Source organism: Anaeromicropila herbilytica (genome assembly GCF_016591975.1).
Classification (GTDB): domain Bacteria; phylum Bacillota; class Clostridia; order Lachnospirales; family Lachnospiraceae; genus Anaeromicropila; species Anaeromicropila herbilytica.
On the sequence record NZ_AP024169.1, the window covers coordinates 2,265,714 to 2,286,175 of the forward strand.

At 32.5% G+C, this 20,462-nt stretch carries 16 protein-coding genes and 1 other annotated feature; all 16 genes read left to right on the forward strand.

Features of this window, described 5'->3' with window-relative positions; genetic code table 11:
* Positions 1-64: 64 nt before the first annotated feature.
* The 16 genes from bsdtb5_RS09555 to serS all read left to right on the forward strand — a co-directional run bounded on the left by bsdtb5_RS09555 (position 65) and on the right by serS (position 20,422).
* Complete coding sequence (locus tag bsdtb5_RS09555) at positions 65-553, forward strand: hypothetical protein (protein WP_271715789.1); 489 nt, start codon at positions 65-67, stop codon at positions 551-553.
* Positions 554-778: 225 nt separating this feature from the next.
* A complete protein-coding gene (locus bsdtb5_RS09560; RefSeq protein ID WP_271715790.1) occupies positions 779-1,825 on the forward strand; it encodes a PhoH family protein in 1,047 nt (348 codons plus the stop codon).
* Positions 1,826-1,875: 50 nt separating this feature from the next.
* Entirely contained in the window at positions 1,876-3,177 is a 1,302-nt protein-coding gene (locus bsdtb5_RS09565; RefSeq protein WP_271715791.1) for an HD domain-containing protein, read from the forward strand.
* Between the two features lie 41 nt (positions 3,178-3,218).
* Positions 3,219-3,716: an rRNA maturation RNase YbeY gene (gene ybeY, locus bsdtb5_RS09570; RefSeq protein WP_271715792.1), complete on the forward strand. Its 498-nt coding sequence runs from the start codon at positions 3,219-3,221 to the stop codon at positions 3,714-3,716.
* A 290-nt stretch (positions 3,717-4,006) separates the two neighbouring features.
* A complete protein-coding gene (locus tag bsdtb5_RS09575) occupies positions 4,007-5,101 on the forward strand; it encodes a DUF3048 domain-containing protein (protein ID WP_271715793.1) in 1,095 nt (364 codons plus the stop codon).
* A 29-nt stretch (positions 5,102-5,130) separates the two neighbouring features.
* The gene (locus bsdtb5_RS09580) at positions 5,131-6,771 is read left to right on the forward strand and encodes a putative polysaccharide biosynthesis protein (protein WP_271715794.1); all 1,641 of its coding nucleotides are present in this window, start codon (positions 5,131-5,133) and stop codon (positions 6,769-6,771) included.
* 141 nt (positions 6,772-6,912) lie between these two features.
* Positions 6,913-7,614, forward strand: a complete 702-nt coding sequence (locus bsdtb5_RS09585) for a BofC C-terminal domain-containing protein (protein WP_271715795.1) — start codon at positions 6,913-6,915, stop codon at positions 7,612-7,614.
* A gap of 256 nt (positions 7,615-7,870) precedes the next feature.
* The gene (locus bsdtb5_RS09590) at positions 7,871-9,139 is read left to right on the forward strand and encodes a BaiN/RdsA family NAD(P)/FAD-dependent oxidoreductase (RefSeq protein WP_271715796.1); all 1,269 of its coding nucleotides are present in this window, start codon (positions 7,871-7,873) and stop codon (positions 9,137-9,139) included.
* A 1-nt stretch (position 9,140) separates the two neighbouring features.
* Positions 9,141-10,772, forward strand: a complete 1,632-nt coding sequence (locus bsdtb5_RS09595; protein ID WP_271715797.1) for an NAD(P)/FAD-dependent oxidoreductase — start codon at positions 9,141-9,143, stop codon at positions 10,770-10,772.
* A gap of 139 nt (positions 10,773-10,911) precedes the next feature.
* Positions 10,912-11,763, forward strand: coding sequence for a glutamate 5-kinase (gene proB, locus bsdtb5_RS09600; protein ID WP_271715798.1), 852 nt, complete (start codon positions 10,912-10,914; stop codon positions 11,761-11,763).
* 358 nt (positions 11,764-12,121) lie between these two features.
* The gene (locus bsdtb5_RS09605; RefSeq protein ID WP_271715799.1) at positions 12,122-12,331 is read left to right on the forward strand and encodes a DUF896 domain-containing protein; all 210 of its coding nucleotides are present in this window, start codon (positions 12,122-12,124) and stop codon (positions 12,329-12,331) included.
* Positions 12,332-12,419: 88 nt separating this feature from the next.
* Complete coding sequence (locus bsdtb5_RS09610) at positions 12,420-13,028, forward strand: 5-formyltetrahydrofolate cyclo-ligase (protein WP_271715800.1); 609 nt, start codon at positions 12,420-12,422, stop codon at positions 13,026-13,028.
* 39 nt (positions 13,029-13,067) lie between these two features.
* Positions 13,068-14,312, forward strand: coding sequence for a glutamate-5-semialdehyde dehydrogenase (locus bsdtb5_RS09615; RefSeq protein ID WP_271716084.1), 1,245 nt, complete (start codon positions 13,068-13,070; stop codon positions 14,310-14,312).
* A 443-nt stretch (positions 14,313-14,755) separates the two neighbouring features.
* Positions 14,756-16,387, forward strand: a complete 1,632-nt coding sequence (locus bsdtb5_RS09620) for an MATE family efflux transporter (RefSeq protein ID WP_330611993.1) — start codon at positions 14,756-14,758, stop codon at positions 16,385-16,387.
* Between the two features lie 188 nt (positions 16,388-16,575).
* Positions 16,576-18,429, forward strand: coding sequence for an asparagine synthase (glutamine-hydrolyzing) (asnB, locus tag bsdtb5_RS09625; RefSeq protein ID WP_271715801.1), 1,854 nt, complete (start codon positions 16,576-16,578; stop codon positions 18,427-18,429).
* 346 nt (positions 18,430-18,775) lie between these two features.
* Positions 18,776-18,988, forward strand: a binding site (T-box leader).
* Positions 18,989-19,144: 156 nt separating this feature from the next.
* Entirely contained in the window at positions 19,145-20,422 is a 1,278-nt protein-coding gene (gene serS / locus bsdtb5_RS09630; RefSeq protein ID WP_271715802.1) for a serine--tRNA ligase, read from the forward strand.
* Positions 20,423-20,462 lie beyond the last annotated feature (40 nt).

The window sequence follows — 20,462 nt, forward strand, 5'->3', positions numbered from 1 at the left end:
TAAACTATACATAATGAACAGTTTAATTAATAACATATTATCAATAAAGTGAGAGGATGACATTATGGTAGAAACAATATTTAACATTGTGTTTGCATCAATCATTACCATTTACGTAGTATATTTACTTTTATTACTTTTTAAATTTATTAATTATAAAAATAAAGCGAATAAGAAAATCATTCGTATCTCGCCGAAGAGTAATATTATTGTAATTTATCTATTGATGGGTGTCAGCATTCTTAATGTATTTGATTTAGTTGAAACGCATCATATGTATATTCTTTATACCATTGGATTAATGGTTATATGTATGGTGGAACTACTATCTAGATGTTATCTACTATTTGAAGAGAACTTAGTACATATTGGTTTTAAAAAGTACAATATTTGTGACTTATATTTAAAAGGTTATCAAGATAAAGGAAATTATGTTATTTTATTCTACCAAAGAATTGATTCTAATAGACCGATAAAGATTGTTGCATCACAAGAAACAAGCAAAGTATTGGAAGAAGAGAAGCAAAAGTATAAGACGATACGTTATTATTAGATTTAATGAATTGTCTCGTTTTTAATAACTGGAAATAATAATTGATTAAGATGGATTGGAGTGGTAGAATAATCTATGACTCGGTAATCCATCTTTTTATTTTGAAATTGATCTTTTTAGAGCCTATTTCATATTTTATATTTCCTTTTACCCAGTCGTAGAACTAGTATAATTGGGATATACTATGTTCTAGAATAGAAGATAAATGGAGGAATATTGATACAGATGAGTATAGTTGAAACAATAATAGATATACCTGCCGAACATGAGAAGAATATTTTTGGACAATATGATGCCTATATAAAGATTATTGAGAAGACGTTAAATGTAACAATAGTCTCAAGAAATAACGAATTAAAAGTAATTGGAGAAAATGCGAATGTAATAAAAGCGAAAAGCGTATTTATTCAATTGGTAGAACTCTCAAGAAGAGGAAATACCATTACAGAACAGAATGTAAATTACGCTTTATCCTTATGTTTTGAAGACAAGGAAGAAGCCATTGTAAAGATTGATGATGATCTTATTTGTCATACAATCAACGGCAAACCAATAAAGCCAAAGACCTTGGGACAAAAAGCATATGTAGATCAGATTCGCAAAAAAATGATTGTATTTGGAGTAGGTCCAGCTGGTACTGGTAAAACATATTTGGCTATGGCGATGGCAATTAATGCTTTTAAAAATGATGAAGTGGGTAAGATTATCTTAACAAGACCAGCAATTGAAGCAGGTGAGAAGTTAGGATTTTTACCTGGTGATTTACAAAGTAAAGTAGATCCGTACTTAAGACCTTTGTATGATGCCTTATATCAGATTATGGGGCCAGAAGGGTATTTAAGAAATACTGAAAAAGGTCTAATTGAAGTTGCACCACTTGCTTATATGCGTGGTAGAACTCTAGATAACGCTTTTATCATATTAGATGAAGCTCAGAATACAACACCAGCTCAGATGAAGATGTTTTTAACTAGAATTGGTTTTGGTTCAAAGGTTATTGTAACAGGTGATTTATCACAAAAGGACCTTCCATCTGGGACAAAGTCAGGCCTTGATGAAGCAATTCAAGTACTAGGTAAGATTGATGATATTGGATTCTCATACCTTACTAGTCAAGATGTTGTAAGACATCCATTAGTTCAAAAAATTGTAAAAGCATATGATGCTTTTGAATCCAAAAATCCGAACAGCAGTGCAAAGAAAAAAGATAGAATGCCTAGAAAAAATGGTTTTCAGAAAGTAGTAAAAGTTAAAAAAGATTCGGATAAATAGTAGTTCACACAAAAGAGCATGATTAGGTTTATGGGATAATGGGAGCAATTATGAAAGTAAATAGAAAAATAGATAACAAGTATAACAATAGAATTACGCAACTAGCTGTGCTACTATATGTTGTAACAATTAGTGTAATTACAGTAACAGAAATGTTATTACATGGTCCAATTGATGTAGTGATTAAAGTGAATTTGGTTGGGATTCTTTTTCTATTTACTTTTTTTGCTTTTTTACGTGAATATCAGTTACCAATTATTAATGAAAAAGGAAACATTATACTGTGTCTTATCGGTTATAGTGTGTCATTAATTTTAATTCTGATAAGTAATCGAATACACTTTTTACCGATTTGGATGATTGGAAGTATATTTATTGCTATGTATTGGGATTCGTTTATTAGCATTTACTTTCATATGATGTTTTGCATTATGATAAGCCTGGTTCAATCCATCCAAGTTGAACATGTATTATATTCATTTATTTTAGGTTTTATACTATGTATATTTATAACACGCATTACGAGTGTCGTTAATATGGGGTATCTTTTTATTGTATTGTGTTCCGTTAATATAGTCATAAACTTAGTTAATAATGATTTTATTTTTAATATATCAGTGATAGAAGATTCTGCATGGTCGGGATTTGGTATATTAATGATCTTATTATTAGGGTATATATTTACCACATACATAAAAGTTGATAACAAGAATCATTACATTAGACAAGCTACTTCACTTTTATATGCTGCAACGAAAGAAGATAGTAATCATAATTTAGCTGAAATTGATCATGAATATGAACAATCCGATTTTGAAGAAACGATTGAAAAAAATCAAAACTATGGTAATATACTACAAGATGACTTTGTATTATTACTAAAAATGAGAGAAATGAAGATAGAGCGTTATTATCACGCATTAGAAGTAAGTGAGTTATGCTATGAAGTGGCGAACTATCTGAACATAGATAAGGACCTGGCTAAAGTTTCTGGGCTTTATCATGAATTTTGCCAGATTATTGATAAGGAAGATAGAACAAGGGGAGCGAATTTGATGTTTCAATATGATTTTCCAAAGCCGGCTGTTGATATTATATTACAACAATATGAGAATCCGAAAAGGCCTAAATCAATGGAAGCTCTTGTTGTATTTCTTTCTGAAAGTATTATTACTACCATTGATTATCTTAAGCAAAATGCTCGTCAAAAGGATATGAAACATAGTAGAATTATCGAAAATGTATTTAACAACCATCTAACGAATGGGCTCTTTGATAATCTTACTTTATCAGTTCAGGATTATAAAAGATTAAAAGAATTTTATCTTGATTATTTTAAGGAAGACCAGTAATTAGAAGGAGTAATGGCCATAGGCGGCAGATAGGAGCTAGTATGACAATTAATTTTGAATATGAGACAGATATTAAATTAGCATTTGATTATGAGGACATCATGACAAAAGTGGTGAATGAAGCAATCGATTATGAAGATTGTCCTTATGAAATTGAGTTAAATGTTATTCTTACAGATAATGAAATGATACGAGAGATTAATCAAGCACATAGGGATATTGATAAACCAACCGATGTGTTATCCTTTCCTATGATTGATTATAATGAACCTTCAAATTTTGATGTTGTAGAAGATGCTGTTGAAGAGTTCTTTAATCTTGATAGTGGAGAACTTATGCTTGGCGACATCATTATTTCAGTTGAGAAAGTGATAGAGCAAGCAGAAAATTATGGTCATAGTGAATTACGAGAATTAGCTTTTTTAACAGCACATAGCATGCTACATTTATTTGGTTACGACCATATGGTAGACGAAGAAAGAGTTGTTATGGAGAAAAAGCAAGAAGAAATCCTTAAGAATCTAAGTATTCTAAGATAAGTTATTAATTAGTTACAGAAAGCTATGAATGAAGTGGAGTAAAATAAAGGTAATAAAATTAGAATTGTCAAAAAAGAAATGAAGTTAGAATAAAAAAAGAACAAGAAATAGATATTGAAAAAAGAATAAGTAAATACAGAATTAAGATCATAACAATTCAATAGATAAAATACACGTAATATGTATGAGAAAGCGTTAGATTTGGTATAATTTAAAAGTCTCTATAGAAAATATATCATTTATTGGGAGATCATAGATTTGAAGTTATTTCAAGAGAGGTAGGATAATTTATGAAGAGATTTCGATGGTTCTTAGCTTTTATTATTATAGTATTTGTTATGTCTGGATGTAAGAAAAAAGAAAAATTAATTACAAAAGAGGATTCTATCATTGAAACAAATACACCATCACCAACGGTAACACCTACAGAGGAGCCTTCTCCATCTCCAACAACTGATCCTCATAGAGACGAAGTGGAAAGTAAATTAACAGGACTCTATGTTTCAAAAAGTGTAGCGAGTAAAAGACCTTATGCAATCATGTTCAATAATATTAAGGTTGCTTCTCCACAAAGTGGAACATCAGAAGCAGATATACTGTATGAAGCAATTGTTGAAGGTGGAATTACTAGATTGATGGGGATATTTGAGCAAGCAAAGTCAGATCGTATCGGTTCAACTCGTAGTGCAAGACATTATTTTGTTAGTATTGCTGATGAATATGATGCAATCTATGTACATTTTGGTCAGACAAAATATGCAACTGCGAAGATGAAAAAACTAGGTATTAATGATTTGAGTGGATTATCTGGAATTGGAACTACGGTATTTTACCGTGATCCTTCTATAAAAGCACCACATAATGCATTTACTAGCCTCAAAGGACTATTGAAAGGGACCAGGATTTTAGGGTATCGTACAAAATATAATAGTTCATATGAAGGACATTTTAAATTCTATGATGCGGATACCGATCTTACAAGTGATAAAGTAGTAAATAAATTAATCCTTAATTTTTCTAATTACACATCTCCTTATTTTACTTATGACAAGCAAAATAAATGTTATCTTCGCTATCAATTTGGAGTACCACATATAGATGCGAATACAAAAAAACAATTAAAGTTTAAAAATATTATTATACAATTAGTTAGGGAATGGAATATTGACAGAAAAGGATATCAGACAATGGATATTGAAAATGCGTCTGGAGAAGGATATTACATTACTAACGGTAAAGCAATGAAAATTACATGGAAGAAGAATGAAGCGACAAGAAAAATGAGATATTACAGTGAAGACGGATCGGAACTCAAGATAAATGCGGGAAAAACGTATATTGCTATCTTTCCAAATAATCGAACCTCTGGTGTAGTATTTAAATAGATGCAAAGTTTTAGCGATTGGAGTTTTTTATGGATGTACAAAAAAAGAAAAGTAATAATTTTTTAGTTCAAGGAACTATTTTAGCCGCAGCTTCTATTATAGTGCGAATGATAGGTTTAATCTATCGTATTCCGTTGACACGTATTATTGGAGATGAAGGAAATGGATATTACAGTACAGCTTTTGAGTTATATAATATCGCACTGATATTATCTTCCTATAGTTTACCACTTGCAGTTTCAAAATTAGTTGCTGCAAGAAACATAAAAAAGGAATATAACAATTCCTTTCGTATCTTCTTAGGATCTATGGCTTTTGCAATTGTATCAGGAACCATTATGTCATTAGTAGTTTTCTTTGGTGCTGATATATTTGCAAGCGTCATTTCAAAAAGTCCTAGAAGTGCAATCCCTTTAAAAGTATTAGCACCAGGAATCCTAATCTTTGCTGTTATGGGTGTTTTACGTGGATATTTTCAAGGTAAGAATACCATGCTTCCTACTTCTATATCGCAAATATTAGAACAAATCGTGAATGCATTCGTAAGTGTAATCGCTGCTTCTGTTTTTATGCGTGCCCATAATTTATCGGATGATATGGCAGCTTACGGAGCAGCAGGTGGTACACTTGGAACATTTGTAGGTGCTTTTGTAGGTTTAGTGTTTGTTGGGAGTGTATTTGCACTATATTTTCCAACATTGCAAAAACAAAGGAAAAGAGATACCACATCGGAATTAGAATCCTATCGAGAGATTATAAAGATTCTAATTCTTACGATCATACCAGTCATTGTTAGTTCTACAATTTACCAAGCGAGTGGTATTTTAGATAATATGATGTTTGGAAATATTATGAGTGGAAAAGGTGTATCAGAAACGATACGTTCTGAGTTCCTTGGAGTATATTCTGGAAAATACCGTACCTTAACAAATGTACCGGTTTCTATAGCAACAGCAGTTGGAGCGGCAATGGTACCAAGTATTGTAGTTGCAAGAGTGAAAAAGCAACATCAAGAAGTGAATGAGAAGATACATTCAGCAGTAAAATTTAATATGTTAATTGCAATACCTTCCGCAGTAGGAATGGGTGTATTAGCTTCCCCAATATTACAATTATTATTCCGTGATAGTAGTAAATTAGCAGCGAATCTAATTAGATTAGGCTCCATAGCGATTATATTTTTTGCATTATCGACAGTAAGTAATGCAGTACTTCAAGGAATTAATTTGATGAGAAAACCCGTTATTCATTCCGCAATATCGTTAGGGATTCATATTGTATTAGTATTTATCTTATTACAATTTACAAATTTAATTACATATGCTCTTGTAATAGGTAATGTAACTTTCCCACTAGTTGTGTGTGTCCTTAATTGGATATCAATAGAACAACATATCGGATATAAACAAGAGATAAAGAATACATTTGTAATGCCATTGATTGCGTCTTTAATTATGGGGGTATGCACTTGGATCACTTATGAGATTTTCATTCATATCATCCATAGTAATTCCATTAGTACTTTATTTGCAGTTATCGTAGCAATGATATGTTATTTCTGCAGTATGATTCTATTAAAGGGAATTACCAAAGAAGAATTATATAGTTTCCCAAAGGGAGCTTTATTAGTTAGAGCGGCGAATAAGTTACATCTATTCCGTGAGGCATAGTTCAAGTATAGTAGAATTTGATACTTTAATCAGTAAATATTAATCAAAACAAAGTAAAATATGGAATTATTAAAAAATCAAGGAAATACATGTATAATCAAGAAAAACTAGTTAATAATATATGCAAAAGGAGTGAGTTTCATGAAAATGAAAAAAGCATATATTATTTTAATTAGTTTTTTTTCGTTAACTATCCTATTTTCAATATGCTACTTATTAAGTTTTAAATCAGCTTTATATCAGTTTAATAAGAATGCAGTTGGAAAGGATAATCTTCTATCATCCTATCAAGAATCCATTCAGAATAGTACAAAGGGCAATACAAGTGTTAATACGAATCAAGTAGAAGCAGAAATGAATCAGAACGATAATACAGTAGCGGTTGATTCATCAGAGAATGCTTATGTTACTCCTTCCACAGAATATGAATTACAAGAGTATGATATAAAAAAGGGTTCTTTAATAACAAATAACTTGAATACACCAGATTATTTGATTGGATTAACGAGAGAGGAAGTAATTAATTACTTAGCGAAATATATGTCAGATGTACCATTGGCAGACTATGAAAAAGGCCTAACGGCATTTGAATTAATATCTTTTTCCAAAGATAAGGTAGTTCTACGTAAAAGCTTTAATAGTGACTTAGTTCAATATAAATATTACCTTGCGGTTCAAGATGGTCTAATTACAGTTTATTACAGTGATAAGAAGACCGTTTATGAATATACAGAAATTGAAGTAAATAAGTTGTCAGAAGAAGATCAAATTGAATTAAATCATGGTAAATATATAAAAAATGCTGATGAGCTATATGGTGTTCTAGAAAGCTACTCAAGTTAGTGATAGGATACTTAGTTATTTATATTTTATTATAAAGTATTGAATGTACCTATTCATTATGATTGAACGAATTGTAATAGATTAAAATACCCTCCCATGTGCAATCAAAAAATTGCTCATGGGAATTATTTTGTATAATGGACTAAAATGAGCAGTTTTTATAGGTACTTATTAGGATTATGAAAAAAATATTGAAATAAAGGGATTGAATAGTTAAAATAGAAACAATAGAGATAGATAAAGTGGAGGATATGATTTGAAAACAGACGTTATCATAGTTGGTGGTGGAGCTTCAGGTCTTGTTGCAGCTATTGTTTCTGCTAGGTGTGGCAAGAATGTTACAATTATCGAACAAAAGGATCGTGTTGGCAAGAAGATATTAGCGACTGGAAACGGTAAATGTAATTATACAAATTCATTACAAACAGAAGATTGTTACCGTGGAGAAGATAGTTCTTATGCGTTTAAAGTACTATCCTTTTTTGGCGTATCAGAAACGGTTACATTTTTTAAAGAGCTAGGAATATACCCTAAGATTAAAAATGGGTATTATTATCCGAATTCAGAACAAGCCTCCTCGGTACTAGATGTATTAAGAATAGAATTAGAGCGATTAAAAGTGAATGTAGTAACAGAGGAAGAAGTAATTAAAGTTGAACAGAATAATTCAATAGGAAATAGTAAGAAGACTGCAAACAATTGTAAGGATTTAGATTTCATCGTTACAACAAGTAGTAAGAAATATTATGCAAAGTCACTTATTATGGCAACAGGAGGCTGCGCATCTCCTGAACTAGGCTCAAATGGTAGTGGATATGATTTGTTAAAAAAGTTTTCACATAAGGTCATAAAGCCAGTACCAGCATTGGTACAATTAAAAGCAAAGGGAAACTATTTTAAGACACTTGCAGGTGTACGAAATGAATCAAGTATCTCTCTTTACATAGAGGATCAATTCATAAGGAAAGAATATGGAGAACTACAATTAACGAATTATGGTGTGTCTGGAATTCCTATTTTTCAGTTAAGTAGATATGCAGCAAGAGCAATCGATGAGAGAAAATCGGTTCATCTTACCATAGACTTTTTACCTCAACTTTCGGAAAACGAATTATATCAGAATATATTAGAACGAACAGAACTTGAGAGGCACAAAACAATTGAGGAATTATTGTTAGGACTATTGAATAAAAAATTATCCTATGTCATTATAAAAGAAGCAATGCTAGATCCCATTGCGTCAGTGAACGTATTAAATAAGAAATCAATTCAACAATTAGTTAAAAGAATGAAAGAGTTCATGGTAGAGATTACAGAACCGAACTCATTCTCAAATGCTCAGGTTACAGCGGGCGGTATCTCGACAAAGGATATTGATCCGAAAACAATGGAATCAAAATTAGTAAAAAACCTATATATCGTAGGTGAACTAATCGACATAGATGGAATCTGCGGAGGCTATAATTTACAGTGGGCATGGACTACTGGATATCTAGCGGGACTAGCAGTTGGAGGTAGTAAGTAAAATGATAAGAATTGCACAATTAAAATTGGATATCGGACATACAGAGGATGAATTAAAAAAGAAAATAAGTAAACAACTAAAGCTAAATGATCAACAAGTAAAGAAGTATACGATTATAAAGAAGTCTATTGATGCAAGAAAGAAAAATGATATTAAGTATATTTATACAATAGATGTAGAGGTAAATGAGGAAACGAAAGTAGTTAAACGGTTAAATGATGCTAATATTTCTATTGCAGAAGAAAGTAAATATACGTTTGCCCCTACAGGAACAAATAAAATGTTACACAGACCAATTGTAGTAGGAAGTGGACCAGCTGGATTATTTTGTGCTTATCAACTTGCTGAACAAGGGTACAAGCCACTTGTAATTGAGCGTGGAGACGAGGTTGATAAAAGAGTAGAAGAAGTGAATCGATTCTGGAAGAACAATGAACTGAATCCGAATTGTAATGTTCAATTTGGTGAAGGTGGTGCAGGTACCTTTTCTGATGGTAAGTTAAATACGATGGTAAAAGAAAAGTTTGGTCGAAACAAAAGAGTACTTGAAGTATTTGTTGAACACGGTGCTCCATCGGAGATCCTATATTTAAATAAACCCCATATAGGAACTGACCTTCTAAGAGATGTTGTAAAGAATATGAGAAATGAAATCATTCGCTTAGGTGGAGAATTTCGTTTTCAGACAAGATTAACAGATATTCATGTGGAGGATAATCGAATTGTAAGCATTGAGGTTAACAATAAAGAAATAATACCATGTGATGTTTTATGCCTTGCAATTGGACATAGTGCTAGAGATACTTTCTCCTTACTTTATAAAAAAGGACTTACAATGATGAAAAAGCCGTTTGCAATTGGAGTGAGGATTCAACATGCCCAAGAGTTAATAAGTAGATCACAATACGGTGATTCCTATCAGAAACTACCGCCAGCTGATTATAAATTAACTTATCAAGCAGGCAATGGTAGAGGAGTCTATTCCTTTTGCATGTGCCCTGGTGGATATGTAGTGAATTCCTCATCGGAAGAGAAAAGACTGGTTGTCAATGGTATGAGTAATCATGACCGAGCAGAAGACAATGCGAATAGTGCAATGATTGTAACAGTTACTCCAGAGGATTTTGATGCAATACTTCCATTAATAAATCATGGGAAAAATGAAATGATAACAAGCGATAATCCTTTGGTTGGAGTTGAATTTCAACGAAGATGGGAAGAGTTAGCGTATCAAGCTGGAAAAGGATTGATTCCAGTACAGCTATATGGTGATTTATGCGAGAACAAAATTAGTACGAACTATGGTAAGATTAAACAAATTATGAAAGGTGATACTTCGTTTGCGAATCTTAGAGAATGCTTGCCGGAGTATGTTATTGATACCTTAATAGAGGGAATCGAAGCATTTGATAAGAAAATACACGGATTTGCAGATAAAGAGGCTATCTTAGCAGGAGTTGAAACTAGAACTTCTTCTCCAGTACGAATCATAAGAGATGATAATATGGAAAGTAATGTTCAAGGAATCTATCCATGTGGAGAAGGCGCGGGATATGCAGGCGGAATCACCTCCGCAGGAATGGATGGAATTAAAGTATATGAAGCTATTGCATGTAAGTATAAGCATGTATAAAGATAAATCTGAATAGTATATTTCTATGCTAAGTTTTTGACACTCTATAAATATAAATGAGGTATAGGAAATTAACACTAAAACAACCTAAAAGAATAAAATGTGTAGAAATAAAGAAAAAGGATAGCGAGGTATCAGTATGTCAAATCATAGAGAGTTACTTAAAGATAAGAAACGAATCGTTATAAAGATTGGTTCATCCTCGATTACTCATGCGAATACGGGCGGATTGAATCTACAGAAGATGGAGAAGTTAGTTCGAGTACTTACCGACCTAAGAAACCAAGGGAAGGAAGTCGTATTAGTATCTTCTGGTGCAATTGCAGTCGGACGAACTGCGATTGGCATGAAGGAGAAACCAACAACATTGTCAATAAAACAAGCTTGTGCAGCAGTAGGGCAAGCAAGATTAATGATGGTCTATCAGAAATTATTTGCAGAATATAATCAGGTACCAGCTCAGATTCTGATGACAAAATATACAATGATAAATGATATTAGTAGGTCAAATGCAATGGACACCTTTCATGAACTATTAAGTATGGGTGTGATACCAATTGTAAACGAAAATGACACAGTATCAACGGATGAAATTGAATTTGGAGATAATGACACACTATCAGCAATTGTTGCTGCTCTGATACAAGCAGATCTTCTTATTTTATTATCCGATATAGATGGATTATATACAGATGATCCTAACAAAAATAAAGATGCTAAATTTATTGATTGTGTTGAAGTGATAGATGAAAAGCTAGCAAGTATGGGAAAAGGTTCTGCTAGTAGTGTTGGTACTGGTGGAATGGCAACGAAGATCTCAGCTGCTAAGATAGCAACTGATTCTGGAGCTGACATGGTCATAGCAAATGCTAAGGATGTTAGGGTGATTCTTGATGTCATGGAAGGAGAGCCAGTAGGTACTTTATTTAAAGCACATAAAAATAAAAATTTTGAGTTACTTGATTATATTAAGACAGAGCAATATTCATAATAAAGTATACTTTGGAATAGAGCGTCAAAGGCTTATTTAGTTTATCCAGTGTATATCGCTGTATAATTATGAATTTTGTCTACCTTTCCCTCAAGCATCATAATACACACGTTAAGTTGAGAAAGGATTATGACAAGATAATCTTAAATTAAGAATACTTTCTTAAAGGAAAGTATTGAAATAAGAATCAAAATAGTGTAACATGATATCTAATTTTAACCCTATATTGAGTGAGAAGCGTAGGAATACATACTTTTCATCGAATTGAATTACAAGTATAGTATAGGTACTTAAACTGTAAAAATGAGAAACCATAATAAGCATAAGGAATAACATCAGATAGAGAGGATATATTACAATGGATGATTTACAAATTGCAAGAATTAATGAACTATATCATAAAGCAAAAGGTGAAGGTTTAACACCAGAAGAAAAAGAAGAACAAGCAAAGTTACGTGCTGATTACATTAACTCTGTACGTAACAATTTAAGGGGAACACTTAATAATGTATCTTTATTAAATCCTGATGGAAGTGTTACAGAACTAAGTAAAAAGGATAAGCATTAAGATATTGCACAATATTATATATATCTAAATATATTATATAAAGTAACCTAAACCGAATTATATAAGTTATTTGTCAAGGAGCTTCTTTATGACTAAGAAAGAAATTAGACAACAAATCAAAAGTATAAAAGAAAAATTATCTTTAAGCGAAATTGAAGAATATAGTGATATGATTACTCATAAGTTTTTGAGTAGTAAGGAATACCAAAATAGTAGAGTAATATATATTTATCTTTCTTTTAATCAAGAAGTATTGACAGATCAAATTATTGAGAGAGCATTAAAGGATCAGAAAAAAGTTGCTGTTCCTAGAATCGATGATATTACCGATGAGAATCCTATATTAGAACATTGGAATAAGAAAAAGATAATGAATTTTTATTATATTAATTCAAAGGATGATCTGAAAAAAGGCTATTATGGAATCATGGAACCAACAAATGATCAACTTGCAACAGATGAAAATGTTCTTGTTATAATGCCTGGGTTGGCATTTGATAATGATTTTTATCGAATTGGTTATGGTGGCGGTTTTTACGACTATTTCCTGAATTCAAGGAATAGTGCTAAGATGAATGATACCAAGATTGCCTTAGCATTCGATTTTCAAATATTAGAAAAATTCGAACATAGTGAATATGATGTAAAAGTAGATCAGATTATTACACCAACAACTCATATGATTCGAGAAGACTGATTAACGTTAATTCCAACAATAAAGGAGGTACTTCTGGTGATAAGTTTAGAACAATTAGGTGAGAACGCAAAAGAGGCAGCATCTAGCCTTAATTTATTGACTTTAGATGAGAAGAATAAAGGTTTAGCTGCAGCTGCTAAGTCTTTAGTTAATAATCGAGATAGAATCATGAAAGCGAATCAAATTGATGTTGAGAATGCTAAGAAAAATGGGATGAAAGAATCATTAGTTGACCGTTTAACTTTAAACAACGAACGCATTATTGGAATGTCAGACGGGCTTATGCAGCTTGTTACACTAGATGATCCTGTTGGTGAAGTAATATCTATGAAAAAGAGACCAAATGGACTATTAATAGGTCAAAAGAGAGTTCCAATTGGTGTTGTTGGAATTATATATGAAGCAAGACCTAATGTTACTGCAGATGCTTTTGGATTATGTTTTAAGACAGGAAATGCAGTCATACTTCGTGGTGGAAGTGATGCAATATATTCGAATAAAGAAATTGTAGCGGTAATAAGAGAAGCATTAGAGGCAATCGCACTACCAAGTGATGCTATTCAATTAATTGAAGATACCAGCCGTGAGACAGCTACTGCATTTATGAAGATGAATCAATATGTAGATGTATTAATACCAAGAGGTGGAGCTGGCTTAATTCAATCTGTTGTTCAGAACAGTACAATTCCTGTTATTGAGACTGGTACTGGAAATTGTCATATCTATGTGGATGAATACGCCGATTTTCAGATGGCATTAGATATTATTGATAATGCTAAGACACAAAGGCTTGGAGTATGTAATGCATGTGAGTCCTTAGTGGTACATGAGAAGATTGCGAAGGAATTTATTCCACTTGTTTATGATAGATTAACTGAGAAGGACATAGTTTTTAAGGCAGATGAAAATGCGAGAGCGATATGCAGTAATATGGAAGAGGCAACAGATGAAGACTGGGGCAAAGAGTATTTAGATAAGATGATATCTTTAAAAGTGGTATCTAGTATTGAAGAGGCAATTAAGCATATCAATAAATATAATACTAAGCACTCCGAAGCTATTATTACGGAAAATTATAATCATTCTATGAAGTTCTTAAATGAAATTGATGCAGCAGCTGTATATGTAAACGCATCTACAAGATTTACCGATGGTAATGAATTTGGTTTTGGCGCAGAGATTGGTATTAGTACGCAGAAATTACATGCAAGAGGACCAATGGGGTTACTTGCTCTTACAACTACGAAGTATATCATCTTTGGTGAAGGGCAAATTAGAAAATGATTTTTTGGAATTACTCATACTTCCTAACATAAATTTATTGAATACTTGATAAATTCAAAGGTGAGGTTATCTAAATTACCATGATTGAAATTTTTACATCTTACGCTCCATTTCCTCATTTGGTAGATACTAATGTTTAATCACTTTGATAAAAGCAGATATAAAAAGTTCAAACTCCTCACTTTGCTCGTCAAACAGTGAACTTTTTATATCTAAACCAAAGTGATAAAACATAAGTATCTTCACAAACTCGTCAAAGTCACGACGATGTAAAAATTTCAATCATGGTAATTAATATTCTGTGTTGACTGAATTTATCAAGTATAATATAGTTTATTGATAAGGAAGATTGAATAATCACTTTCTTTTCTATTTGCAGGGTGCTATAATAAAATAGAGAAAGAAAAAGGTTGAGTTTTCAATCGGTAAAAAGGAAAGATGATATGTTTACTAAAGATGACTGTGTAAAAGATGTTCAAGAAAAAGTAATAGATAATGATAAGGAACTAGTAAAAGAAAAAAAATTAGTAAATAACAATGATAAAGTTTTAGATAAAGAAATTGAAGTGGAAGATAATAGAAAAGATAATATAGAAGGTAATGAAGCAAGTAGTGAAGAATATAAAGTGGGCACTTGCTATCAAAAGATCGCAGGTTCTGACAGTAAAGAGAATTCATGTAATCACAAGAAGTCTTTTGTAAAAAAATATAAAGAGATATTAATAAGAAAAGAGATAATATATTTAGTATTACCGATTATGGTGGAACAGTGTTTTACCATATTGCTTGGTGTCATCAATACGATGATGTCAGGGCACATTGGAAAATCAGCTGTAGCAGCGATTGGAACAGTGGATTCGGTTAACAATATGTTTATCTCTTTTTTTGCTGCTCTTTCCGTTGGAGCAACTGTCGTTGTTGCGCAACAAATTGGTCAAAAGAAGATTGAAGATGCAAATGAAACGGTAAAGCAGGCGTTATTTGCTAGTTTAGCTGTATCGATTACGTTAAGTGTGATTCTATGGATCTTAAGAGTTCACTTGATTGAGACATGCTTTAGTGAAGCTACAGATCTGGTTAAACAAAATGCGAAGATATATCTTGAATTTACGTTGATATCCTATCCATTTATTGCAATTGAGCAAATATCGAATGGTATCTTAAGAGGTAGCGGTGATACAAGAACTCCGATGACCATTACAATTAGGATGAATATTGTGAACCTAATATTAGGATACATATTAATATTTGGAATCAATCTGACTTCGATGGGGATCCCAATTCACACTCTATCTTTTGGAATTGAAGGAACAGCACTAGCGATTGCAATTGCAAGAGTCTATGGAGCAATTCTTGTGTTACGCGTATTGCTTAAGGGACAGAAAATCGTTCAATTAAAAAATATCTTTTCTTTTCGTATGAATCATAATATTCAAGGAAAGATATTTTCGATTGGTATTCCAGCAGGAGTTGAATCACTTTTATTTAATGGGGGTAAATTTATCATTCAAATCTTTGTAGTTGCTATGGGTACCAATGCAATATCTGCGAATACCATCGGTTTCTCGTGTGCCAATATTATGAATGTAATAGGTAATTCGATAGCACTTGGCGCGACTACAATTGTAGGGCAATACGTTGGTAGAAGAGATATAAAGGGAGCGAAAAATAATCTAAAGTATATGACGGCATTTGCAACAGGACTTATGATGACCTTCGGTCTTATCTTTATACCGATACTTCCTCATATCGTTGCACTTTATACGAATGATCAAGACGTGATTCGAATTGCAACCACATTACTTGTAGTAAATAGTTTTGCTATGTTTGCATGGCCTTCTTCCTTTGTATTAAGCGCTGGATTAAAAGGAGCAGGCGATACGAGATATACCATGATTACAGCATTGATTGGTATGTGGTTATTCCGTATTGTTGTAGGATATCTTCTTGGAGTTACGCTACATATTGGAGTACTTGGTGTGTGGCTTGGCATGTACTCTGATTGGGTAGTTCGGGGAGCGATGTATATACGACGATTGCATGGAAGCAAATGGATGAAACATGCGATTACATAGTATTCTTCGAGATGATGTTGGGGTCAAATAGCCTTTTATAACTTACAATGTGTATATTGATGCATAATTATACAGCAATATACACTCAGTACACTAAATTAAAGCTATTTGTCCTCTAATTTTGGTATTATGAACATTCCATTTTAATATCCATATAATAAAAGAGGATATGATATGGAGGTGTTATCATGTGTGGAATAGCTGGTTACCTCGATTTTACAAGAAATCTAAGTGATGAGTATGAGAAAAATTATAAGATCGTAAAATCAATGGGTAATGCTTTAACGCATAGAGGTCCTGACAGCTATGGAGAATATATTACTAATCACGCTGCATTTGCACATAGAAGATTAGTTGTAATTGATCCAGCTGGTGGAGCACAACCAATGAAGAAAAAGATCAATGGATACGAATATGTCTTGGTATATAATGGAGAGCTATATAATACGGATGAAATAAGGAATAAATTAATTCATAAAGGATATCAATTCTTTAGTACTTCGGATACAGAAGTAGTCTTGACTGCGTATATAGAATATGGTGAAAAATGTGTTGATGAATTCAATGGAATCTATGGAATCGCGATATGGGATCCTGTAAAAGAAGCATGTTTCTTATGCAGGGACCGTTTTGGTGTAAAACCTTTATTCTACATGCAAAAGGACAATCAATTTTTATTTGCATCAGAGATCAAAGGTATTCTAGCCAACCCAGAAGTATCTCCTGTGATTGACAAATATGGGTTATGTGAGATATTTGGCTTGGGTCCAGCAAGAACTCCAGGTTGTGGTGTATATGAAGGAATTCATGAATTGAAGCCAGGATACGCAGCATATGTTGATAGAAATAGAAGTAACATCTATTGTTACTGGAGCTTAATAGCAGAAGAACATACGGACAATTATGAGCAAACCGTAGAAAAAACAAGATTCTTACTATTTGATGCGATTGAGAGACAACTAGTATCTGATGTACCAATTTGTACCTTACTCTCTGGTGGAGTAGATTCAAGTATTGTATCAGCAGTTGCAGCGAATTATCAGAGGAAGAAGGGACTAACTCTTGATACCTATTCCTTTGACTTTGTAGACAATAAGAAATACTTTAAAGCATCGAATTTTCAACCAAGTGAAGATCGGCCTTATGTCGACATTATGGTAAATGCAATTCGATCCAATCATAAATATCTAGAATGTGAGACTGTTAAATTAGCAGAATATCTAAAAGATGCCGTACTTGCAAAAGACCTTCCTGGAATGGCGGATGTAGATTCTTCTCTATTCTACTTCTGTAGAGAGATTAAGAAAAATCATACTGTTTGTCTATCTGGAGAATGTGCAGATGAGGTATTTGGAGGATATCCATGGTTTCGAGATAAAGAGATCTATGATAGAAATGCATTCCCATGGTCTAAGAATTTTGACTTCCGCAAAGAAATCTTAGATGAGGATGTCTTAGAGCAACTTCCACTTGAAGAATATGTGAATGAACAATATGAAAACACCTTAAAGCTTGTAGCTAAGTTGGAATCCGACTCCAAAGAAGTAAGACGTCAAAGAGAAATTAGCTATCTGAATACCGCATGGTTTATGACTACACTACTTGATCGTAAAGATAGAATGACGATGGCAAGTGGATTAGAAGTCAGAGTACCATTTGGAGATCATAGATTAATTCAATATCTATATAATGTTCCTTGGGAATATAAGTATCGAAGACAGGAAGTAAAAGGTCTATTAAGGGATTCTGCTAAGGGCATTCTTCCTGATGAAGTGCTTTATCGTAAAAAGAGTCCTTACCCTAAGACCTATGATCCTGCGTATGAGAATCTATTAAAGAAAACTTTAAAAGGTATTTTAAGAGATCCAGATGCTCCAATTCATCAGTTAGTTAATGAAGCTAGAATTGAAGCACTTATGAATCAAGAGTCGGATCTTGGAAGACCATGGTTTGGTCAGTTAATGGCGACACCACAGATGTATGCTTATTTGATTGAGATTAATTTCTGGTTGGAGCATTATGATGTGCAGATAAAATTGTAGTTGGATAGAATAGAAGGAAATAAAGCTTGGATATTCTATGAGATAGAACATCCGAGCTTTATTTAAGAGCTTAATATGTAAAAGACTCTGACGAAGCGAAAGAAAGCTTTGAAGCTTTGAAAAATATAAAAGCAGCTATTGATGAGATAATAGGAAATACAGTCTTGTAGAATAATATACACTGATGATAGATCTCATCAATCATCTGCTTTATTAATTAAATAAAATAGAAATAAATAGTATAATATTAACTATATTACATAAGATAATGTAGAGATAGTAAATTTAGGCTTGCATTTTATAAGACATAAGTATATAATAAATGAGAAAATATACAAAAAATATGGAAAAAGTGTTGATGAAAGCTACGATTTATAAATAACTTCAGAGAGCCGATGGTTGGTGCGAATCGGTGTTAGGTTGAATCTCTCCACTTTCGGAGCAGTCGGCGAAGAGCCGAAAGGGTAGTAACCTTTATCTTACTATATCGAGTGGCTAGTTCTTCATAAGAATAGAATTAGTAATTTGGGTGGCAACGCGGAATCCTTTCGTCCCATATAGAATATGAATCATATGATTCGTATTTTATTTATATGGAATGAAGGCTTTTTTTTATGCTTTTTATAGCCAGAATCAATAAGGTAGAATTCATTTGATACCTTATACTATGTTTGTATTTATTATATTAAGATAGTTAATTTAGGAGGAAAATATCATGTTAGATTTAAAATTTGTCAGAGAGAATCCAGAGATCGTAAAACAAAATATTAAGAATAAGTTCCAAGATAAAAAATTACCTTTAGTAGATGAAGTAATTGCTTTAGATGTGGAAAGTAGAAATGCAAAAGGTGAGGCAGATACCCTAAGAGCAGAAAGAAATAAAATATCCAAGCAAATCGGTGGATTAATGGCTCAAGGTAAGAAAGAAGAAGCAGAAGAGTTAAAGAAACAAGTAACTGCTGATTCTGAGCGTCTTGCAGAATTAGAACAAAAGGAAAATGAATTACAAGAAAAGATTCTTAAAATTATGATGACTATTCCAAATATCATAGATCCAACCGTTCCAATTGGCAAAGATGATAGTGAAAATGTTGAAGTAGAACGTTTCGGAGAGCCAGTAGTTCCAGATTTTGAAGTACCATATCATTCAGATATCATGGAAAAATTCAATGGCCTTGACCTTGACAGTGCAAGAAAAGTAGCTGGTAATGGTTTCTATTACTTAATGGGTGATATTGCCAGATTACATTCAGCAGTTATCTCTTATGCAAGAGATTTCATGATTAATCGTGGATTCACTTATTGTATACCTCCATTTATGATTCGTAGCGACGTAGTTACAGGTGTTATGAGTTTCGCTGAAATGGATGCTATGATGTATAAAATCGAAGGAGAAGATCTATACTTAATCGGTACGAGTGAACATTCCATGATTGGTAAATTTATTGATACCATCCTTCCAGATACATCTTTACCACAAACATTAACAAGCTATTCACCATGTTTCCGTAAAGAAAAAGGAGCACATGGTATTGAAGAAAGAGGTATCTACCGTATTCATCAATTTGAGAAACAAGAGATGATCGTAGTATGTGATCCAGAAGATAGTAAGATGTGGTTCGATAAATTATGGCAAAATACAGTTGATTTATTCCGTTCACTTGATATTCCAGTAAGAACTTTAGAATGTTGTTCTGGTGATTTAGCAGATCTTAAAGTAAAATCAATCGATGTAGAAGCTTGGTCTCCAAGACAAAAGAAATACTTCGAAGTTGGTAGTTGTTCAAACTTAGGAGATGCACAAGCTAGAAGATTAAAGATTCGTGTCGTTGGTGAAAAAGGTAAATATTTCGCGCATACATTAAATAACACAGTTGTTGCACCACCTAGAATGCTTATCGCTTTCTTAGAAAATAATCTTAATTCAGATGGTTCTGTTAATATTCCAGTTGCATTACAACCATACATGGGTGGTCAAACTGTAATTAAATAAAGCAGTATTTCGAAAGAATTTGAAAATAAATTTTTCAAAT